This is a genomic window from Actinocrispum sp. NPDC049592, assembly GCF_040675465.1.
GTDB lineage: Bacteria > Actinomycetota > Actinomycetes > Mycobacteriales > Pseudonocardiaceae > Kibdelosporangium.
Genome location: NZ_JBFAPA010000020.1, coordinates 257,490 through 274,396, shown reverse-complemented (window position 1 = coordinate 274,396; position 16,907 = coordinate 257,490). Strand labels below are relative to the sequence as shown.

General features: G+C 68.5%; 17 protein-coding genes and 2 pseudogenes. 7 read left to right on the top strand and 12 right to left on the bottom strand.

Features of this window, described 5'->3' with window-relative positions:
* From AB0J95_RS40220 to dxr, 3 genes and pseudogenes are all read right to left on the bottom strand, one after another.
* A pseudogene (locus tag AB0J95_RS40220) lies at nucleotides 1–127 on the bottom strand (4-hydroxy-3-methylbut-2-en-1-yl diphosphate synthase); the annotation flags it as partial.
* An 18-nt stretch (nucleotides 128–145) separates the two neighbouring features.
* The gene (locus AB0J95_RS40215; RefSeq protein WP_364770188.1) at nucleotides 146–1,357 is read right to left on the bottom strand and encodes a site-2 protease family protein; all 1,212 of its coding nucleotides are present in this window, start codon (nucleotides 1,355–1,357) and stop codon (nucleotides 146–148) included.
* Nucleotides 1,358–1,360: 3 nt separating this feature from the next.
* Nucleotides 1,361–2,506, bottom strand: a complete 1,146-nt coding sequence (gene dxr / locus AB0J95_RS40210) for a 1-deoxy-D-xylulose-5-phosphate reductoisomerase (RefSeq protein WP_364770186.1) — start codon at nucleotides 2,504–2,506, stop codon at nucleotides 1,361–1,363.
* A gap of 89 nt (nucleotides 2,507–2,595) precedes the next feature.
* Between dxr and AB0J95_RS40205 the strand changes: the two genes are divergently transcribed.
* Nucleotides 2,596–2,853 (top strand): DUF2631 domain-containing protein, encoded by a 258-nt coding sequence (locus tag AB0J95_RS40205; RefSeq protein WP_364770184.1) that lies wholly within the window; start codon nucleotides 2,596–2,598, stop codon nucleotides 2,851–2,853.
* A gap of 4 nt (nucleotides 2,854–2,857) precedes the next feature.
* On the opposite strand, the gene AB0J95_RS40200 is transcribed toward AB0J95_RS40205, so the two are convergent.
* From AB0J95_RS40200 to AB0J95_RS40190, 3 genes are read right to left on the bottom strand one after another with little or no spacing between them, the layout of a single operon-like run.
* Nucleotides 2,858–3,496 carry a nucleotidyl transferase AbiEii/AbiGii toxin family protein gene (locus AB0J95_RS40200; RefSeq protein ID WP_364770182.1) on the bottom strand — a complete coding sequence of 213 codons (639 nt, stop codon included), beginning with the start codon at nucleotides 3,494–3,496 and terminating at the stop codon, nucleotides 2,858–2,860.
* Nucleotides 3,474–4,016 carry a helix-turn-helix transcriptional regulator gene (locus AB0J95_RS40195; RefSeq protein ID WP_364770180.1) on the bottom strand — a complete coding sequence of 181 codons (543 nt, stop codon included), beginning with the start codon at nucleotides 4,014–4,016 and terminating at the stop codon, nucleotides 3,474–3,476. The genes AB0J95_RS40200 and AB0J95_RS40195 overlap by 23 nt, the downstream gene beginning before the upstream one ends.
* Before the next feature lie 49 nt (nucleotides 4,017–4,065).
* Nucleotides 4,066–5,820 carry a hypothetical protein gene (locus tag AB0J95_RS40190; RefSeq protein ID WP_364770178.1) on the bottom strand — a complete coding sequence of 585 codons (1,755 nt, stop codon included), beginning with the start codon at nucleotides 5,818–5,820 and terminating at the stop codon, nucleotides 4,066–4,068.
* A gap of 144 nt (nucleotides 5,821–5,964) precedes the next feature.
* Between AB0J95_RS40190 and AB0J95_RS40185 the strand changes: the two genes are divergently transcribed.
* A complete protein-coding gene (locus AB0J95_RS40185; protein ID WP_364770177.1) occupies nucleotides 5,965–6,453 on the top strand; it encodes a carbonic anhydrase in 489 nt (162 codons plus the stop codon).
* A gap of 42 nt (nucleotides 6,454–6,495) precedes the next feature.
* Here the strand turns inward: AB0J95_RS40185 and rlmN are convergent, their stop codons facing one another.
* Nucleotides 6,496–7,602, bottom strand: a complete 1,107-nt coding sequence (gene rlmN, locus AB0J95_RS40180) for a 23S rRNA (adenine(2503)-C(2))-methyltransferase RlmN (protein WP_364770175.1) — start codon at nucleotides 7,600–7,602, stop codon at nucleotides 6,496–6,498.
* Nucleotides 7,603–7,702: 100 nt separating this feature from the next.
* On the opposite strand from rlmN, the pseudogene AB0J95_RS40175 reads away from it, so the two are divergent.
* Nucleotides 7,703–7,874: pseudogene (locus AB0J95_RS40175) on the top strand (glyoxalase); the annotation flags it as partial.
* Nucleotides 7,875–8,024: 150 nt separating this feature from the next.
* A complete protein-coding gene (locus AB0J95_RS40170; protein WP_364770220.1) occupies nucleotides 8,025–8,660 on the top strand; it encodes a peptidylprolyl isomerase in 636 nt (211 codons plus the stop codon).
* A 38-nt stretch (nucleotides 8,661–8,698) separates the two neighbouring features.
* Here AB0J95_RS40170 and AB0J95_RS40165 read toward each other — a convergent pair whose 3' ends face one another.
* From AB0J95_RS40165 to AB0J95_RS40145, 5 genes are all read right to left on the bottom strand, one after another.
* A complete protein-coding gene (locus tag AB0J95_RS40165; protein ID WP_364770173.1) occupies nucleotides 8,699–10,081 on the bottom strand; it encodes a S28 family serine protease in 1,383 nt (460 codons plus the stop codon).
* Nucleotides 10,082–10,165: 84 nt separating this feature from the next.
* Nucleotides 10,166–11,368 (bottom strand): ABC transporter permease, encoded by a 1,203-nt coding sequence (locus tag AB0J95_RS40160; protein WP_364770171.1) that lies wholly within the window; start codon nucleotides 11,366–11,368, stop codon nucleotides 10,166–10,168.
* A gap of 630 nt (nucleotides 11,369–11,998) precedes the next feature.
* Nucleotides 11,999–12,664, bottom strand: coding sequence for an ABC transporter ATP-binding protein (locus AB0J95_RS40155; RefSeq protein ID WP_364770169.1), 666 nt, complete (start codon nucleotides 12,662–12,664; stop codon nucleotides 11,999–12,001).
* Nucleotides 12,661–13,722: a peptidoglycan-binding domain-containing protein gene (locus AB0J95_RS40150; RefSeq protein ID WP_364770167.1), complete on the bottom strand. Its 1,062-nt coding sequence runs from the start codon at nucleotides 13,720–13,722 to the stop codon at nucleotides 12,661–12,663. The genes AB0J95_RS40155 and AB0J95_RS40150 overlap by 4 nt, the downstream gene beginning before the upstream one ends.
* A complete protein-coding gene (locus tag AB0J95_RS40145; RefSeq protein ID WP_364770165.1) occupies nucleotides 13,719–14,222 on the bottom strand; it encodes a hypothetical protein in 504 nt (167 codons plus the stop codon). The genes AB0J95_RS40150 and AB0J95_RS40145 overlap by 4 nt, the downstream gene beginning before the upstream one ends.
* A gap of 88 nt (nucleotides 14,223–14,310) precedes the next feature.
* On the opposite strand from AB0J95_RS40145, the gene AB0J95_RS40140 reads away from it, so the two are divergent.
* The 3 genes from AB0J95_RS40140 (at nucleotide 14,311) to AB0J95_RS40130 (ending at nucleotide 16,789) form a co-directional block, all read left to right on the top strand.
* Entirely contained in the window at nucleotides 14,311–14,967 is a 657-nt protein-coding gene (locus tag AB0J95_RS40140) for a response regulator transcription factor (protein ID WP_364770163.1), read from the top strand.
* Nucleotides 14,964–16,154, top strand: coding sequence for an ATP-binding protein (locus tag AB0J95_RS40135; protein ID WP_364770161.1), 1,191 nt, complete (start codon nucleotides 14,964–14,966; stop codon nucleotides 16,152–16,154). The genes AB0J95_RS40140 and AB0J95_RS40135 overlap by 4 nt, the downstream gene beginning before the upstream one ends.
* A gap of 65 nt (nucleotides 16,155–16,219) precedes the next feature.
* Entirely contained in the window at nucleotides 16,220–16,789 is a 570-nt protein-coding gene (locus AB0J95_RS40130; RefSeq protein WP_364770159.1) for a PadR family transcriptional regulator, read from the top strand.
* Nucleotides 16,790–16,907 lie beyond the last annotated feature (118 nt).

Below are 16,907 nucleotides of genomic sequence, written 5' to 3'. Positions count from 1 at the left end.
GCACCGAGACCGGGAACTCACTGCCCACACCAACCGAGCCCACCATGAGCTGACGGGTCTTTCGCCGCTCGGACAGGACGGGCGGCGGAAGCGACGGCATGCCGAGCAGCACTTCGCCGCTGGTCATGAGATCTCCTCTTGCGTTCTAGTTCAGCCTGATCGGGTTCACGATGTCGGCGGTGATCGTGAGCAACATCACCGCGCCGCCGATGAAGACGACCACCATCGTCACGGTCATCAGCTTCGAGTAGTCCACTGGGCCACCCGCGGGCTGACCACGCAGCCTGCGGATCGCGTTGCGGATCTTCTCGTAGACGATCACCGCTATGTGGCCCCCGTCCAACGGCAACAGGGGCAGCAGGTTGAACACGCCGATGAAGAAGTTCAGGCTGGCCAGCAGCAGCAGAACCACGTCCCACAGGCCACGTTCGACCGCGTCACCGCCGAGGATACTCGCGCCCACGACGCTCACCGGCGTGTCGGGGTCCCGTTGGCCGCCGCCTATGGCCTTGATAACAGCGGGGATCCGCTCCGGGAAGCGCAGCAGCCCCTCCCAGGTCTTGGCGAACATGTCGCCGGTGAACGAGGCCGCGCCGCCGATCCCGGAGACCGCGTTGTACTCGAACGTCTGTTGCTTGAGGACACCGATCGCGCCGAGGTCCTTCATCGTCGTCGTGCCGTCGGCGTTGCGCACCTTGCGCTGCACCTTCGGAATGTCCACCGTGACCGTCTGCTCGGCACCGTTACGGTCGATGGTGATCCGTTGTGGACCTTCCAGCTGCTGCACGGCCTTCACCAGGTCGGTCCATGTGGGCGTCGCCACACCGTTGACCGCGATCAGCCGGTCACCGGCCTGCAGCCCGGCGTTCCTGGCCGGCGCGGGGTCGTTCGGGCCGCACTTCGGGTTCGTGGTGTCCACATTGTCCCCGTCGTTGACCACGCACTGCTGGACGCTGTTGACGATCGGCTTGTCCAGCAGGTTCGGCAGGCCCATGGTGACGGCCATGATGTAGAGGATCAGGAAGCCCAGCAGGAAGTGCGTGATGGACCCGGCGGACATCACGATGACCCGCTTCCACGCGGGGTACTTCCACATCGCCCGGGGCTCTTCCTCCGGGGTGATCTCGTCCAGCGCGGTCATCCCGGCGATGTCGCAGAAGCCACCGCCCGGGATCGCCTTGAGGCCGTACTCGGTCTCGCCGCGCCTGAACGAGAAGATCTTCGGGCCGAAGCCGATGAAGTAGCGGCGCACCTTCATGCCGAACCACTTGGCGGTGAACATGTGCCCGGCCTCGTGCAGCGCGACCGACAGGCCGATGCCGAGGGCGAACAGCACGACCCCAACGATGAAGATCACGCTCTAGTTCCTTCCCAGACGCTCACGGGCACGCACACGGGCCCAGTCCTCGGCGGCGAGGACCTCCGCGACACTGCCCGGGGCCGCCCGCCATTGGTCCGCCTCGGCCAGTACTTGCTGCACAGTCTCCACGATGGACGTGAACTTCACGTTCGCCTCGATGAACGCGGCCACCGCCTCCTCGTTCGCGGCGTTGTAGATCGCCGGGTGGCAGCCACCCGTCTCACCGGCCTGCATGGCCAGCCGGACCGCGGGGAAGGTGTCGTTGTCCAGGGGTTCGAAGGTCCATGCGGCGGGCTCATCGAACTTCACCGGGGCCGCCGAGCCGGGCAGCCGGTCCGGCCAGCCCAGTGCCAGCGAGATGGGCAGCCGCATGTCCGGCGGGCTGGCCTGGGCCAGCGTCGAGCCGTCGGTGAAGGTCACCATCGAGTGAATGACCGACTGCGGGTGCACCACCACGTCGATCCGGCTGTAGGGGACGCCGAACAGCAGGTGCGCCTCGATGACCTCCAGGCCCTTGTTGACCAGGGTGGCGGAGTTGATCGTGATGACCGGGCCCATCTGCCAGGTCGGGTGCGCGAACGCCTGCTCGGGGGTGACATCCGCGAGGTCCTGCTTCCTGCGGCCGCGGAACGGGCCACCCGAGGCGGTGACCACGAGTTTCGCGACCTCGTCGGCTCGGCCGCCTCTGAGACACTGGGCCAGCGCGGAGTGCTCGGAGTCGACCGGGACGATCTGGCCGGGCTTGGCGGCCCGCAGCACCAGGGAGCCACCCGCGATCAGCGACTCCTTGTTGGCCAGCGCCAGCCGCGCACCCGTGTCCAGCGCCTTCAGCGTCGGTTCCAGGCCGCGGGAGCCGGTGATGCCGTTGAGGACCACGTCCGCGGGCACGGCCTCGATGAGGTCCAGCACCGCCCGGGGGCCGTCGAACACCCGGACGCCGTCGTCCAGGTCGATCCCACCAGGCACCGCGACGGCCCGGACGTCGTGGTCGCGGGCTTGCTTCTTCAGCGCCGCCGGGTCGGAGCCACCGGCGGCCAGGCCCACCACCTGGAACTTGTCCGGGTTGGCGGCGATGACGTCGAGGGCTTGCGTGCCGATCGACCCGGTAGAGCCGAGCAGCAGGACGGTGCGAGTGTGTTCAGGCATCAGCGCCATTGTCCCGGACCTCACAGGTGCGCGCGGTGGGGGTATGGGACGATTGCGGTGGAAGATCGCAGTGACGAGGAGGACCCACCGTGGCTAAGGCGGACAAGGCACCGGCGCGGGCGGCTGTCGACCCCCACGACGAGCCGTCGGCCGAGTGGGGCTGGCACGGCAGCTTCCCCAAGGGCACCCGCATCGCCGGCTGGTTCACCGCCGCCGCGATGTTCTTCATGCTGATCGGCAACCACCACGGCCGCACCGAGGACGTGTGGCTGATCGGCATCGGCGCCGGCCTGATCCTCCTGCTCGTCATCGACCAGATCCGCCGCCGCACCTCCTGGCGCCGCTAGGCCGCTAGGCCCCACCGGTCAGCTCCTCGGCCCACGCGGCGAAGAACGCCCGCACCCGTGGGACTTCGGTGTCCGCGATCGGCAGCTGGTCATCTCGGTACCGGTGCAGCGTCCTCAGCATCTGGCCCAGAACCGAGCTGTCGAATCCCAGGTCGACTTCGGCCGCGCGAGCGAGCAGGAGCTCCTTGCTGTAGCGCTGCGCCAGTTCGTACACATCAGTGAAGTCGCGCGCCCTGGCCCGGTCGAACAACGCGAGCATCTTCCGGCCGGCCAGCTCCTCCAGATCGAATGTCGGTCCGATGAAGCTGGCCACCGGCGGCCGGCTCGGCGGCGTGTCGAGCGCCAGATCGACGGTGAGGGCATCCGGCCCGGACACGGCGAGCCTGCAGAAGGACCGCCCATCACGCAGGCGTTCCACGGTCCAGCCGCGGCCTTTCGCCGCGTCCTCGAAACCGTCCCGCGCCGCCGCCACCTCCACTTGGTCCGGCCCGGCGAAGAAGTCCAGGTCCTCCGTGGACCGGTGGGTCAACGCCTGGGCGACCAGCGCAGCGCCGCCGACCAGGAGAAACCCCTTGCTGGTCGGCAGGCTGAAGAAGAGCCTGGCGACCTCGATCTGGAAGTCAGTGAGATGCGACTCCGGCATGAGATGGTCCCGCTCGGTCGGCTTCGATGATGGGGGTCCAGGCTTCCCGAATACCTCGGGGCAGGACTAAGTCCGGCCACAGGTCCACCAGCAGCGCACCGTCCACATAGGTCTGGATGTCGTCCGCCACGCCCTCGGACAGGACGATCTCGTAGACAAGCGCACGGTCCCCGCGGTCGGCCAGGTCGAATCGCTGGTCAGGGTCGGACCAGTTGAGGTGCGGCGGAAGCGTCACCGTGGCGAAGGCCACGTCGAGCGGCAGCCGGGGCAGGTGGCTCAACGTCGTGAACGGCCGCCCCCGCGGCGTGACGTGCTCGACCGCGTCGATCCGGTGCCGGTAGGTCAGGACGAGGTCGATCTCGCCGAGCAGCCGCGACGCCGTGTCGATGGTGGGCGACTTCCGGCCGTGTTCGTACGCCGACAGAGTCGTCCTGGACGTGCCCGCGCGCCGGGCGAGCTCGTCCTGGCTGATCCCGGCGGCGCGCCGGGCCTCGGCGAGCAGGTCGGCGGTCTCGCTCATCATCCCTCCAAGGTATCCGATCGGATACCTTACCCCATGACAAGGCGGTTCACCGCCGAGGGGTGAGCTGGTAGAGGATGCGGGTGCCGAACGGGGAGAGCAGCAGGTCCTGCCCGACGGCACTCATGGCCGCGACCGGATACCCGGTGGCGAACAAGCGAGTGGCGTTCGCGGCGGTGCCGTAGCCGTTGGCGAACCGGGCGCCGTCGATGTCGCTGGCGGGGTCGCGCGGGCCGGGATAGCCGCTGACGAACAGGGTGCGCTGGGCGCCGTTGCGGGTGTCGACGCGGACGACGGCGGACGCGGAGACCTGGCTGGACATGGCGTTGACCAGGAGGTCGTCGCCAGCCGCGGCGAGCTGGCGGCGGCCGAGCTCGAGCGGGGCCTCGCCGACGCCGTCGATGGTCGCCGCGACGGACCGGATCTCCATGGCGACCTTGCCACGTGAGTCGATAATGGACAGTCCGCCCTGCGGCGTGCTGGCGGCGAACCGGCCCCCGCTCAGCCCGGCCGGGCCGCTGCCCGCGGCGAGCTGCGTCGCGACCGGGAACACCGTCGCGTCAACGATTTTGCCGTCCCGGACGTTGTCGATCCGCCACACCTGCGAGTGCGCGCTGTCCATCAGGACGGGGGTCGGGCCGTCGAAGGTCAACGCGGTGAACCTGGCCGCGTTGAACGCGGCGACCGGGTCGAGCGGGCGCCCGGCGGAGTCCTTGACATGCGTGGAGTCCACATCGGACTGTGTCTTGAACACCCGCAGATCCACCGCGCGGCCGCCGTTCATCTGCACGACCCGGATCGGGCGGGCCGGACCGTCCGGTTTGGACGCGGTGGCGGGCAGCAGCCACGCCTGGTCCCCGTTCATCACGAGCGTGCCGATCGCGCCGACGGTGTCCGCGCCCTGCAGCCGTTGTTTCTCGGAGATGTCGCCGGCGACCGGGCTGTCGTTGGTGGAGAACGGCGCCAGATTGGGGTCCCAGGCCACTTCGGTGAACCCGTCGGCGCGGATCCGCACGAGCCGCAATGTCTTGCCCCACGGTTCGGCGGTGTCCTCCGCAGTGCGCGGGTTGACATCGAACGGGTACTTGCGCGCCACGAAGTACACCGTGCCGTCGTCGAGCGCGGTCATCGCCTCGATGTGCCCGACACTGCCCGACGGGCCGGGAACGGCGGCACCCGGCAGTTCGAGGGCACCGTTCCCGGCCAGCATCCGCACGGTCCCCCGTTGCTCCTCGGGCAGCGGCGGCGCCATCTTGGGCGTGCACTTGTTGTGCTCGCCGTACTTCGTCCCCACGACGCTGGCGAGCGCGGCGAGGTCCTCGTCGACGGCCTTGCGGCGGATGTCGTACGCGGTCACGTCCAGCCCGATCTGCACCTGCCGGGAGCCGCACAGGATCGCGAGCGAGACCGAGGGCGCGTTGTCGATGCCGGTCCGCAGCGGGTTGGGCAAGGGATCGCGCGCGGAGCGTTCCTTCGCGATCTGGATGGCCGCGTTCACCCGGCCGACCGCAGCGGCCTGGTCCACATCGATGCGCAACGAGGTCACGGTCTGCTTACCAGCGGAGTCGGTGGCGACGACCTCGCATTGACCACGGTCCGTGTTCAGGTCGCCGATCGGGCTGAGGTTCTCCGGAAGTGTCGCGGTCAGGTGAGCGACCGCCTCCCGCGGCAGCAGGGAGCAGATTTCCGTGCCCTGGGCCGAAACGGGGTCATTGTTGAGCGGCTGCCTGCCACTGGGTGCGGCATCAGTGCAGGACACAAGCCCCAAAAGCGCCAATCCACAGATCCCCACCCGTTTGCGCACGTCAAAATGGTGCCGTTCGACCCTCTGCGCGGCACTCGATATGTGCGCGGTGCAAGTCCCATCATCCGGACGTCATTGCGCCCGATGACCGAGGACGAATGAACTAGGGCACATACCGTGACCAATGACAGGGAGTTGACCCAGATGTCAGTCACAGACGAACTGCTCGCCAACAATGCCCGCTACGCGGAGTCATTCACCGGCCCGCTCCCCCTTCCACCCGCAAAGCACGTAGCCGTTGTCGCGTGCATGGACGCACGGATCAACGTCTACGGCGTTCTCGGCCTGAAGGAAGGCGAAGCGCACGTCATCCGCAACGCGGGCGGCGTTATCACCGAAGACGAGATCCGTTCCCTCGCGATCAGCCAGCGCCTGCTGGGAACCACGGAAATCATCCTGATCCACCACACCGACTGCGGAATGCTGACCTTCACCGACGACGAGTTCAAGAAGTCCATCCAGGCCGACACCGGCATCAAACCCGCCTGGGCCGCCGAGTCGTTCCCGGACCTCGACGAGGACGTCCGCCAGTCCATCGCCCGCATCCGCAACAGCCCCTTCATCCCGCACAAGGACTCCGTCCGCGGCTTCATCTTCGACGTCGCCACCGGCAAACTCACCGAGGTCGCTTAGCGTCCACAGAGGACGGCGCGCGGAGCCTGCGCGGCTCCGCGCTCAACCCTCGGCGGCGAGCTGACCGCAGGCGGCGGCGATCTCCCGGCCGCGGGTGTCGCGGACGGTGCAGGCGACGCCGGCGGCGTTGACCCGGCGGACGAACTCCTGCTCAACGGGCTTGGGCGAGGCGTCCCATTCCGAGCCGGGGGTGGGGTTCAGCGGGATGACGTTGACGTGCGCGAATTGACCCAGGGCGCGGTGCAGCAATTTGCCGAGAAGGTCGGCGCGCCACGGTTGGTCGTTCACGTCCCGGATCAACGCGTATTCGATGGAGACGCGGCGGCCGGTCTTTTCCGCGTACCCGCGTGCGGCGTCGAGAACCTCGGCGACCTTCCACCGCGTATTCACCGGCACGAGGGTGTCCCGCAGTTCGTCATCGGGGGTGTGCAACGAGACCGCGAGGCGAACCTGCAGGCCTTCCTCGGTGAGCTTGCGGATCGCGGGAACCAGCCCGACGGTGGAAACCGTGACCGAACGCTGGGAAATACCCAGTCCGCCCGGAGCGGGATCGCAGATCCGGTGAATCGCCTTGACCACGCGGGCGTAGTTCGCCAGCGGCTCGCCCATTCCCATGAACACGATGTTCGACAGCCGGCCGGGACCGCCGGGCAATTCGCCGTCCCGCATCGCCGCGGCGCCGTGCCGGACCTGGTCGACGATTTCCGCGGTCGACATGTTCCGCTGCAGGCCGCCCTGCCCGGTCGCGCAGAACGGGCACGCCATGCCGCAGCCCGCCTGGCTCGACACACACAATGTGGTGCGGTCGGGGTAGCGCATCAGGACGCTTTCGAACAATGTGCCGTCGTGCGCGCGCCACAGCGTCTTGCGGGTCGAGCCGTCATCGCACTGGACATGCCGCACGACGCTCAGTAGCGGCGGCAACAGCTCGTCGGCCAGCCGCCGGCGGGTCTCCGCCGGGATGTCGGTCATCGCCGAGGGGTCGGCGGTCAGCCTGGCGAAGTAGTGGTTGGACAACTGGTTGGCGCGGAACGGCTTCTCCCCGAGGGAGGCCACCGCCTCGCGGCGTTCGTCCACCGACAGATCGGCGAGATGGCGCGGCGGCAGGCCGCGCTTGGGCGCGTCGAAAACAAGCGGAAGGGAGGTCATGGCCTTACCAGTGTGACACGAACGCGAACGGGACGGCGCCACAGCCGAAACATCACATCAACCCACAGCTTGGCCGCCGTGTAAAGACGCCGGGATGTCGGTGCATACCCTCACGCCTTACCTCGCCGTGCGGGGTGCCCGCGCCGCCATGGGACTTCTACCTTGGGGTCTTCCACGTCACCCACAGTTCGGAGCCAATCGTGATGGCCGACGGCCGGACCGGACACGCCGAGCTGCTGATCGGCGACTCCGTGCTGATGGTCGCCGAGCAGTCCAGTCCTCAGTAGGTTGCGACAGCCTCTGACAAGGTGTTGTGTGGGCCGGTCACTGACTTTCCGGGAGGACGAACAGTGCTCAGACTGGTTCGCTTAGCCGTCGTGACCGGCCTGGCCGCGGGGACCGTGCTCGTCGGCGGCACCGCGATGGCCGACACACCACCCAAGACCACGCACGGCCCGTGCAAGTACACCTCGACGCCGGACGACCCGGCCGTGCGCCCGGTCGGCCTGCCGCCCGACCCGCGGCACACCCCGGATCGGGGCACGGTCCGCGTCGACGTCCGCACCAACCAGGGCAAGATCCCGCTCACCCTGGACCGGGCCAAGGCGCCCTGCACCGTGCAGAGCTTCATCCACCTGGCCCAGCACGGGTTCTACGACAGGACGATCTGCCACCGGCTGACCACGTACCCGACGCTGAAGGTGCTGCAGTGCGGCGACCCGAGCGGCACCGGCGAGGGCGGTCCCGGCTACAAGTACAAGGACGAGCTGCCGGTCGGCCTGCCGCCCGCGCCCACCGACCCGACGGGTGAGCGCAAGGTCTACGCCCGCGGCGTGCTGGCGATGGCCAATGCGGGCCCGGACACCAACGGCAGCCAGTTCTTCCTGGTGTACTCGAACTCGGCGCTGCGGCCGAACTACACGATCTTCGGCACGGTCGGCGATGTCGGCCTGTCCACACTGGACAAGGTCGCGGCCGGTGGGGTCGCTCCCCCGGGCACCACCGACGGCATGCCCGCTCTGCCGGTGGACATCAAGAAGGTCAAAGCACACTGCTGAAAGAAGTGGGGGCGCCGCCCAAGGCGCCCCCACTCTTGTCACAGGGGACGGCGTTCGAGCGGCTCGTCCGGCAACGAGGTCAACGCGGCCTTCGCCGCGGTGGCAGGCGCGGTCACGTTGGCCCACCGGCGAAGGGCCGCGGTGGCCGCGTCACGATCCGCGGGCACGAGCGCGGCGATGTTCGCGCCGTGGTTGGCGCCGGGCGCGATGTACTTGTACGAGTCATGCCGGCTCGGGAAGAACGGCTCAGCGCCCCACGGGTCGTCCGAGCCGTAGACGAACAGCATCTGGCTCGACTGGGTCCGCACCCAGAAGTCCACGTCCAGCATGGGCAACGGGTTGTGCCGCGACCGCAGCTCCGGCGGCAGGTTGGAGTTGGGCGCGTAGAACTTCGCCGTCGGGTAGTGCGTCAGCCCCTTCAGGTGGTCGAACCGCGGCGACGGCCAGCCCAGCTGGGTCGCGGCCTGGTAGTAGTACGGCACGTACGGCGTCACGCCCTGGTCGGTGTAGAAGCTCCAGTCGGTGATGTTGTTGATGAAGTCGTAGATCGCCTGCGTGGACGCCGTTTTCGCGGGTACGGACGGGCAGTCGGCGAGCTTGTTGTACTGCCAGAAGGCCCATTCGGTGTCCAGCACGGTCATCTCGAACGCGCGGTCCACGTTGCCCAGGACCTGGTTGAAGGTCCGGTTCTCCTTGGTGGCCCAAGCGGAGTACATCGCCACCAGCTCGGGCCGCCTGCGCAACGCCTCCGCCTGCAGATCCTCTAATGCCTTGCGGCACTCCGGAGTGCCGACGGTGTCGAAGAACCGGTCGTAGGCGCGGTCGGAGTCGTTGACCGGGTCGTTCGGGGCCACATACGCGACCACACCGTCGACGTCGTGCGGGTAGAACCGGCGGTGGTAGACCGAGGTCATGCCGCCCTTGCTGGCTCCCGTGGAGATCCATTTGCCCTGGTAGATCCTCTTCAGCGCCTGCACGATCCGGTGGTGGTCGGTGGCCGCCTGCCAGATGTTCAGGTCGTCCCAGTCGGGGTTCGCGGGCCGCGACGGGGTGAAGAACCGCTGTTCGGTGGAGATCTGGTTGCCGTCGATGAGCGTGGTCGGCTCGGCGCGGAACGGGGTGGTCCGCATGTTGTACCCGCTGGTGTGCAACACCATGGGCCGGTCGGTGGACTTGTGCAGCAACTGGAACCGCTGCTCGAACGTGCCCGCCGACGGGTGCCGGTGGTCGACGTCCTGCTTGAAGCTCAGGATGAAGAACCGGTAGCCCGCCGGGGGTGTCGCCGACTCGGAGACGACCGTCAGCCCGGGGACCGCCTTGAGCTGGTCCAGAATGTCCCCCTGGGCCGGCGCCGCGCCGGCGACACCCGCCAACCCGACCGTCAACGCGCTGGTCAGACCGGCCACCAGGGCCCGTCTCATACCGCTGAACACACCGACTCTCCTTACGCTCGGAAGACCGCGAGTCTGGCGTATTCGTGCCACGGGCCGGTAGCTACGGAAGTGCTAAGGCGTGGCGAGCGCCTCCGTGGGTGAGAGCCTGCTGGCCCGGATCGCCGGATACAGACCGGCCACCACCCCGATCACCATCGTCGCCACGACCGCACCGCCAGATGCCCACACGGGTACCACGGAGGGCCAGTTCTGGTACGCCGCATAGGACGCGGTGACCACGACGCCGAGCACCATCCCGCCGAGCCCGCCCAACGCGGACAGCAGCAGGGACTCCGCGAGGAACTGCACGCGGACCTGGCCCCGGGTCGCGCCGAGCGACCGCCGCAGGCCGATCTCGGCACGGCGTTCCAGCACCGAGATGACCATGGTGTTGGCCACCCCGACCCCGCCGACGAGCAACGCCACCGCGCCGAGCCCGAGCAGCAGGCCGTTCAGCGTCTGGTCGGTGGCCTGCTTGGCGGCCAACGCATCCGACGGCCGGGACACCGAGACCTCGTTGGGGTGCTCGGGGTTCGCGGTCGCCGCCAGCACGTTCTGCACTGCCTCAACCGAATCCTCGCGGGCACGCGTGTACACCGTTGTGGCGTAACCGTCGAAGCCCATCTCCTTGGCCATCGGCCAGCCGACGAGGGCAGCGGTGTCCAGTTCGGACGCGAGCGGAACCTCGTCGAGCACACCCACCACCGTGAACGACTGCCCGCCCAGATAGACGCTCTGCTCCGGTCCCGCCCCACCGACACCCAGCCGTTCGGCGGCCTTGTGCCCGAGAACGACCGCCGGGTAGCGGGCATTCGCCTCGTTGAGGAACGCCCCGCTGGCAACGCTCGCGCCGACCGTGCCCATCAGGTCGGTTCTCGTTGCCAGCACGGCGATCCCACCCGATTCGGCGGTGGGGATCTTGTCGTTCCGGTAGACGTGCGCGCCGACGACCTTGCCGGTGGCCGTGGTCGACTGCACCGGGCCGATCCGGCCGATCATCGCGATGGCCTCGTCCGGCAGGTGGCTCTGCTCGCCGAACAGCGACTGCCCAGGGCCGACCGTGAGCAGGTTCGTGCCCAGCGCGGCCAGCTGACGGTCGAGGTTCTCCCGGCTGGACGTGGAAATCCCCACCACACCCACCATCGCCGCGATCCCGATCGCGATCCCCAGCGCCGACAGGAAAACCCGCAACGGCCGAGCCCGCAACCCCGCCCCACCCACCCGGACGACATCCCGGACCCGCAACCGAGCAGGCCGCAACCGCCGCCCGTTCACGACAGCCACCACCCGTCCGGCACCAGCCCCGCCTCCGCAGCGCTGAACTCAAGACCCAGCCATGGGCAAGCGGAAAGCTGATCGCCACCGCTGGCGCGAGACATCCGCACCAGCCATCGCCCAGTCTCAACCCGCCCACCAGACACAGGCCCCCGCCATCGCACGCCACACCGCGCCGCTGAGCTGGCAGCCCGGGCCTGAGCTCCGCGACGACGGCCGCGCACCCGGGAGGCACCGCCGACCCCGGCAGTCATCCCACCGATCCCGGCCATCACGCCACCAGTGTCGGCCGTCGTCACGCCGATCCCGGCCATCACCCCACTGATCCCGGCCGCCCTCCCATCAGCATCGGCCGTCGCCCCGCCGACACCCGCTGTAACTCCACCGGTCCCAGCCATCGCCCCACTGATCCCAGCCGCCGTCCCGCCGATGTCGACCGTCGCCCCACAGCCATCAGCACCAGACGCACGCCCCAGCCAATGCGCGCCACACCGCGGCCCCGCCTCGGAAACCCCGGCCTGAACTCCCCGTCGGCAGCCGCACACCCAGGACCCGCCTCCGGGCCCGGCCGTCACCCCGCGGATCCCAACCGTCGTCCCGTCACGGCGGAGCGTTCCACGCTGTGTCGAGTCAGGCATGGCTCACCTGACCGTCTCGCATGGAGACCTGCCGGGGCAGGCTCGTGGCGATGTCACGGTCGTGGGTAATGATCACGACGGTTGTTCCGGAGGTGTGCAGGGTACGAAGGAGGTTCAGGACGCCCGCGCCGGAGGTTGTGTCAAGGTTGCCGGTGGGCTCGTCAGCGAGGAGCAGGGTGGGGTTGCCGACCACTGCTCGTGCGATCGCGACGCGCTGCCTTTCACCTCCTGACATCTGATGCGGCCGGTGGTCCAGCCGGTGTTGTAGTCCAACGCGTTCCAGCGCTTCGACCGCGCGCCTTCGACGCTCCTTCAGTCCCGCGCCCGTGTACAGCAGTCCGTCCGCCACGTTGTCCACAGCGGACACCCCACCCGCCAGATGGAACTGCTGGAACACGAACCCGAGCACTGTAGCGCGCAGGGCCGACAATTCCTTGTCCGTCAGGGTGTGCACGTCGTACCCGTCGACGAACACGGTGCCCTCGCTCGGGCGGTCCAGCGTGCCGATCATGTTGAGCATGGTCGACTTGCCGGACCCCGACGGGCCAACGATCCCCACCAGCTCACCGGGTTCGATGGTCAGCGAGACATCCCGCAACGCATGCACGCCACCGGGATAGCTCTTGCTGACGCCGCGCAGCTCGACCACCGCGTTCACCGCGGCACCCCCACCACGGTGCCCTCGGCGATCCCCGCCCCACTGATCTCCACCATACCCCCGGCGAACATGCCGGTCGAAACGGGGACGTACTTCGTGCCGTTCTCCGAGACGACCTGCACACCGTAGCCACCTTCGGCGAGCGCGACCAACGCGCCGACCGGAACCGCGAACACGTTGTCCCGCTTACTGGATACCAACGTCACGTCAACCGGTGCTGCGTCGAGCTTCCCGGCCGCGTTCTGATCGGCCAGTGCGACAACGACTTGGATGGTGCTCGTCGGCGATTGCCCTTGCTGCTGGGCTGGTTTCGATGTCGCCACCGAGCCGACGGAGGTCACCGCCCCAGCCACCGCCTTACCATCGGGCAACGTCACGGTTGCCGGGATCCCTTGACTGACAAGGTGTTGCTTAGCGACGTCCAGGTCCACGGTCACCGTCCGGGTCGTGCCGGTGAACGTGAAGACCGGACCGCCCGCAGCACCACCAACCTGTCCCTTCACCTCAGAAACCCGCACATCCCCTGGCACAACAGCGATATCAGTCGGCGCGACCGAACCGGTCTCCTCACGCCCCTGCGCCTTCTGCCACTTCTTCACAGCGGTGGCAGTCGACGAGGTGAAGTCGTCATCGACGGTAAACCCGCTGTATCCCAACGCTTTCAGGTTCTCCTCAAGCTGCCGAACATCGTTACCGGACGTGCCCGACTTCAGCACACGATAGGGTGGAATCGTGCCGTACAAAGCGGGCACTGGTTTGTCGTCGACCGAGTACGCGGTCTTGCCGCGCGTGACAATGTCCCCGGCCGAAGGTAACCAAGTGAGTGTTCCCTGACCGGATCGAGTGAGTGTGCTGGGCGTGCCGTAGCCGAGCGTGCCGGAGACTTTCTCCGTACTGGTCAACGTGGTCTTCGCGACCTTGGCCGTCCCGGGTGGCCGGCCGGTGGCCGGTGGCGGCGCCGGGTCGCTCCCGCCGAACCCGAACGCCGCCACACCCCCAGCGCCGACCACGACGACCGCCGCCCCGACACCGATCGCCAGGCGGGTAGCTCGTTTCATTTGCCCGGCCGCCCTGGCACCTTGTCCTTGCAGGCCTCCATCGCCTTCTGCACGGCCGGGCTGCCGCGGTCGAGGTCCGCCATCGCGCCCAGGCCCAGCATCGGGCTGCTGGGATCCGGGTCAGGCACGTTCACCCCGTTGTCCCGCATGCACTTCGTGAACTCCCGCAGCTGGTCGACCAGCTTCGGGTCCAGTTTGGACAGATCGCCGCCGCCGGGCAGGTGCTGCTTGCAGGCGTCCATCGCCTTCTGGAACGCCGGGCTGTTGCGGTCGATCGAGTCCGCGCCGGCGCCGGGCCCGCCGTCCGGGTCGGGGTCCGGCATGTTCACGCCGTTCTCACGCATGCATTTGGCGAACGAGGCCATGTCCCCCTGAGCAGCGGCCGACGACGGTGCCGCCGAACCAGAGCTTCCGTTCGCGGAGGCCACGCCGTCCGCGGGTTTGCCGGTTCCGCAACCGGCCAGCGCCAGCACGACGCTGAGAGCCAACAGGATTCGCATGGGACACAGTCGAGCAGGAGCGCGATAACCTCCCCATAACCTCGGTTGTTTACGAGCGCGTTATGGCCTCGTCCTTGATGATGGTGACGTGCGAGTACTTGTGGTCGAGGACGAGCCGATCCTCGCGGACGCGATCGCGGAGTGGCTGCGCCGGGAGGCGTTCGCCGTCGACGTGGCGCTGGACGGCGACTCAGCGCTGGAACGGTTGGCAGTCAACGACTACGACGTCCTCGTGCTGGACCGGGACATCCCGGTGGTGCACGGTGACGAGGTGTGCCGTTCGGTCGTGGCCTCCGGAGCGGCGACGCGGATCCTGATGCTGACGGCCGCCGCGGCGGTCCGCGACCGGGTCGCGGGACTCGGCCTGGGCGCCGATGACTACCTGCCCAAACCGTTCGCGTTCGTCGAACTGTCCGCGCGCGTGCACGCGTTGCTGCGGCGGACCCGGCCGGCCGCGCCGCCAGTGCTGGAACGCGCCGGCCTGCGGATCGACCCGGCGCGCCGCGAGGTCAGCCGGGACGGGCAGGCGATCGCGTTGGCCAACAAGGAGTTCGCGGTGCTGACCGAACTTGTCCGGGCGGAGGGCGCGGTGGTGTCGAGCGAGCAGCTGCTGGAGAAGGTGTGGGACGAGAACATCGACCCGTTCACCAACGTCGTGCGGGTGACCATGATGAAGCTGCGCCGCAAGCTCGGCGACCCGCCGCTGGTCGAGACGGTCTCCGGCGTGGGGTACCGGATCCCATGAACCGCCTGCTGCCCCGCAACTGGACCACCCGCGGCCGGCTGACGGCGATCTATGGCGGGCTGTTCTTCCTGGCCGGCGCGATCCTGGTGGCGGTCACGTACCTGCTGGTCTGGCAGATCCTCAACCGCAACGCGCCCAAGATCCCGGACTCCGAGGCGCTGCAGGTGATGCTCAGCCGGTTGCAGATCTCGATCAGCGGGCGGCAGACCGACCTGAACCAGCTCGCCGACGTCATCCGCAACGTGCAGGAGCAGCAGCGATCCGACGTGCTCAACTCGTTGCTGCTGCAGGGCGTGATCGCCGTGGTCGCGGTCGGGATGATCGCCACCTTCCTCGGCTGGGTGCTGGCCGGGCGGGCGCTGCGGCAGGTCCAGCGGATCACCGAGACCGCCAAGCGGATCGCCGGATCGGGTCGTGGCCTGCACGAACGGATCGACGTGTCCGGACCGCACGACGAGATGACCGAGCTGGCGACGACGTTCAACGCCATGCTGGAACGGCTGGACAGCTCGTTCGACAGCCAGACGCGGTTCATCGCCAACGCCTCGCACGAGTTGCGGACGCCGCTCGCGGTGAAGCGGGCGCTGATCGAGATCACCGTGAGCCGGCCAGGAACCTCGCAGGACGCCCGTGACCTGGGCGATTCACTCCTCGAGGTGAACGCCCGGCACGAGCGGCTGATCGACGGGCTGCTGACGTTGGCCGACAGCGAGAACGCCCTGACCGAGCGGAGTCCGGTTGACCTGGCCGAGGTCGCGGCCGCGGTGTGTGAGCAGCTGTCCGCGCCCGGGGTGACGTTGCGGGACGCGGTTCTGGAGCCCGCGCCGGTCGTCGGCGATCCCGTGTTGCTCGAGCGGCTGACGCAGAACCTGCTGGAGAACGCACTCCGGCACAACGTCGCGGGTGGGTGGGCCTCGGTGTCGACATGTATCTCAAATGGTCACAGCTTGCTCACGGTGAGTAATACCGGACCGGTCGTGCGGCCGTACGAGATCGAGGTGCTGTTCCAGCCGTTCCGGCGGCTGGACCGGGAGCGAGTGGCCGGGGAAAGGGGCTTCGGCCTGGGACTTTCCATCGCCAGGGCGGTCAGCAGGGCGCATGGCGGGGACGTCACCGCGGTGCCCCGGGAGGGCGGCGGGCTGGATGTCACCGTACGGTTGCCGAATATCGGAGTTGCATCGCGATAGTTTCCGATATATCGTCGAAGCATCGGATCGAGACACGGTCCGAGTTCCGACGAAGGAGAAACCTCATGTACGACCAGAGATGGGGCCGTGAAGGGCGCCGCGAGCGCCGAGGCCCGTTCCCAGGTGGATTCGACGAGTGGTCAGGCGGGCGCGGCATGGGCCGCGGACGTGGTGGCCGGGGTCATCGCGGACGCCGCGGTGACGTGCGGGCGGCGATCCTCGCCCTGCTCGCGGAGCGGCCGATGCACGGCTACGAGATCATCCAGGAGATCAGCGAGCGCAGCGGCGGGCTGTGGCGGCCGAGCCCCGGCTCGGTCTACCCGACCCTGCAGCTGTTGAGCGACGAAGGCCTGGTCGCCTCGACCGGTTCGGGCGCCGGCAGCCGCCGCGCGTTCGAGTTGACCGAAGAAGGCCGAGCCGAAGCCGCCAAGCAGGAGACACCCCCCTGGGAAGAGGTGGCCGGCCAGGTCGACCCCCAGGACGTCGAGCTGCGCACCGCCATGGCCCAGCTGGCCTCCGCCGTGGTCCAGGTCGCCCAGGCCGCGACCCCCGCCCAGAAGACGAAGTCGGTCGACACCCTCAACGAGACCAGGCGGGCGATCTACGCCATCCTCGGCTCGACCGACGACGAGTGATCACCCCTCACACCAGACACGAACCCAACGCCCCGGTGTGAAGACCCACGGGCGCCTATCCGCTCGCTCCGGGCGCCCTGCTCAGAGCATGCTCTCGTAGCGCCTTCTCGGGGCGGCC

What these genes read in the sequence shown, in the direction of transcription:
- dxr (WP_364770186.1), bottom strand. Translation starts at nt 2,506, where the DNA reads ATGCCTGAACACACTCGCACCGTCCTGCTGCTCGGCTCTACCGGGTCG.
- AB0J95_RS40200 (WP_364770182.1), bottom strand. Translation starts at nt 3,496, where the DNA reads ATGCCGGAGTCGCATCTCACTGACTTCCAGATCGAGGTCGCCAGGCTC.
- AB0J95_RS40195 (WP_364770180.1), bottom strand. Translation starts at nt 4,016, where the DNA reads ATGAGCGAGACCGCCGACCTGCTCGCCGAGGCCCGGCGCGCCGCCGGG.
- AB0J95_RS40185 (WP_364770177.1), top strand. Translation starts at nt 5,965, where the DNA reads ATGTCAGTCACAGACGAACTGCTCGCCAACAATGCCCGCTACGCGGAG.
- rlmN (WP_364770175.1), bottom strand. Translation starts at nt 7,602, where the DNA reads ATGACCTCCCTTCCGCTTGTTTTCGACGCGCCCAAGCGCGGCCTGCCG.
- AB0J95_RS40170 (WP_364770220.1), top strand. Translation starts at nt 8,025, where the DNA reads ATGGCCGACACACCACCCAAGACCACGCACGGCCCGTGCAAGTACACC.
- AB0J95_RS40165 (WP_364770173.1), bottom strand. Translation starts at nt 10,081, where the DNA reads ATGAGACGGGCCCTGGTGGCCGGTCTGACCAGCGCGTTGACGGTCGGG.
- AB0J95_RS40150 (WP_364770167.1), bottom strand. Translation starts at nt 13,722, where the DNA reads ATGAAACGAGCTACCCGCCTGGCGATCGGTGTCGGGGCGGCGGTCGTC.
- AB0J95_RS40145 (WP_364770165.1), bottom strand. Translation starts at nt 14,222, where the DNA reads ATGCGAATCCTGTTGGCTCTCAGCGTCGTGCTGGCGCTGGCCGGTTGC.
- AB0J95_RS40135 (WP_364770161.1), top strand. Translation starts at nt 14,964, where the DNA reads ATGAACCGCCTGCTGCCCCGCAACTGGACCACCCGCGGCCGGCTGACG.
- AB0J95_RS40130 (WP_364770159.1), top strand. Translation starts at nt 16,220, where the DNA reads ATGTACGACCAGAGATGGGGCCGTGAAGGGCGCCGCGAGCGCCGAGGC.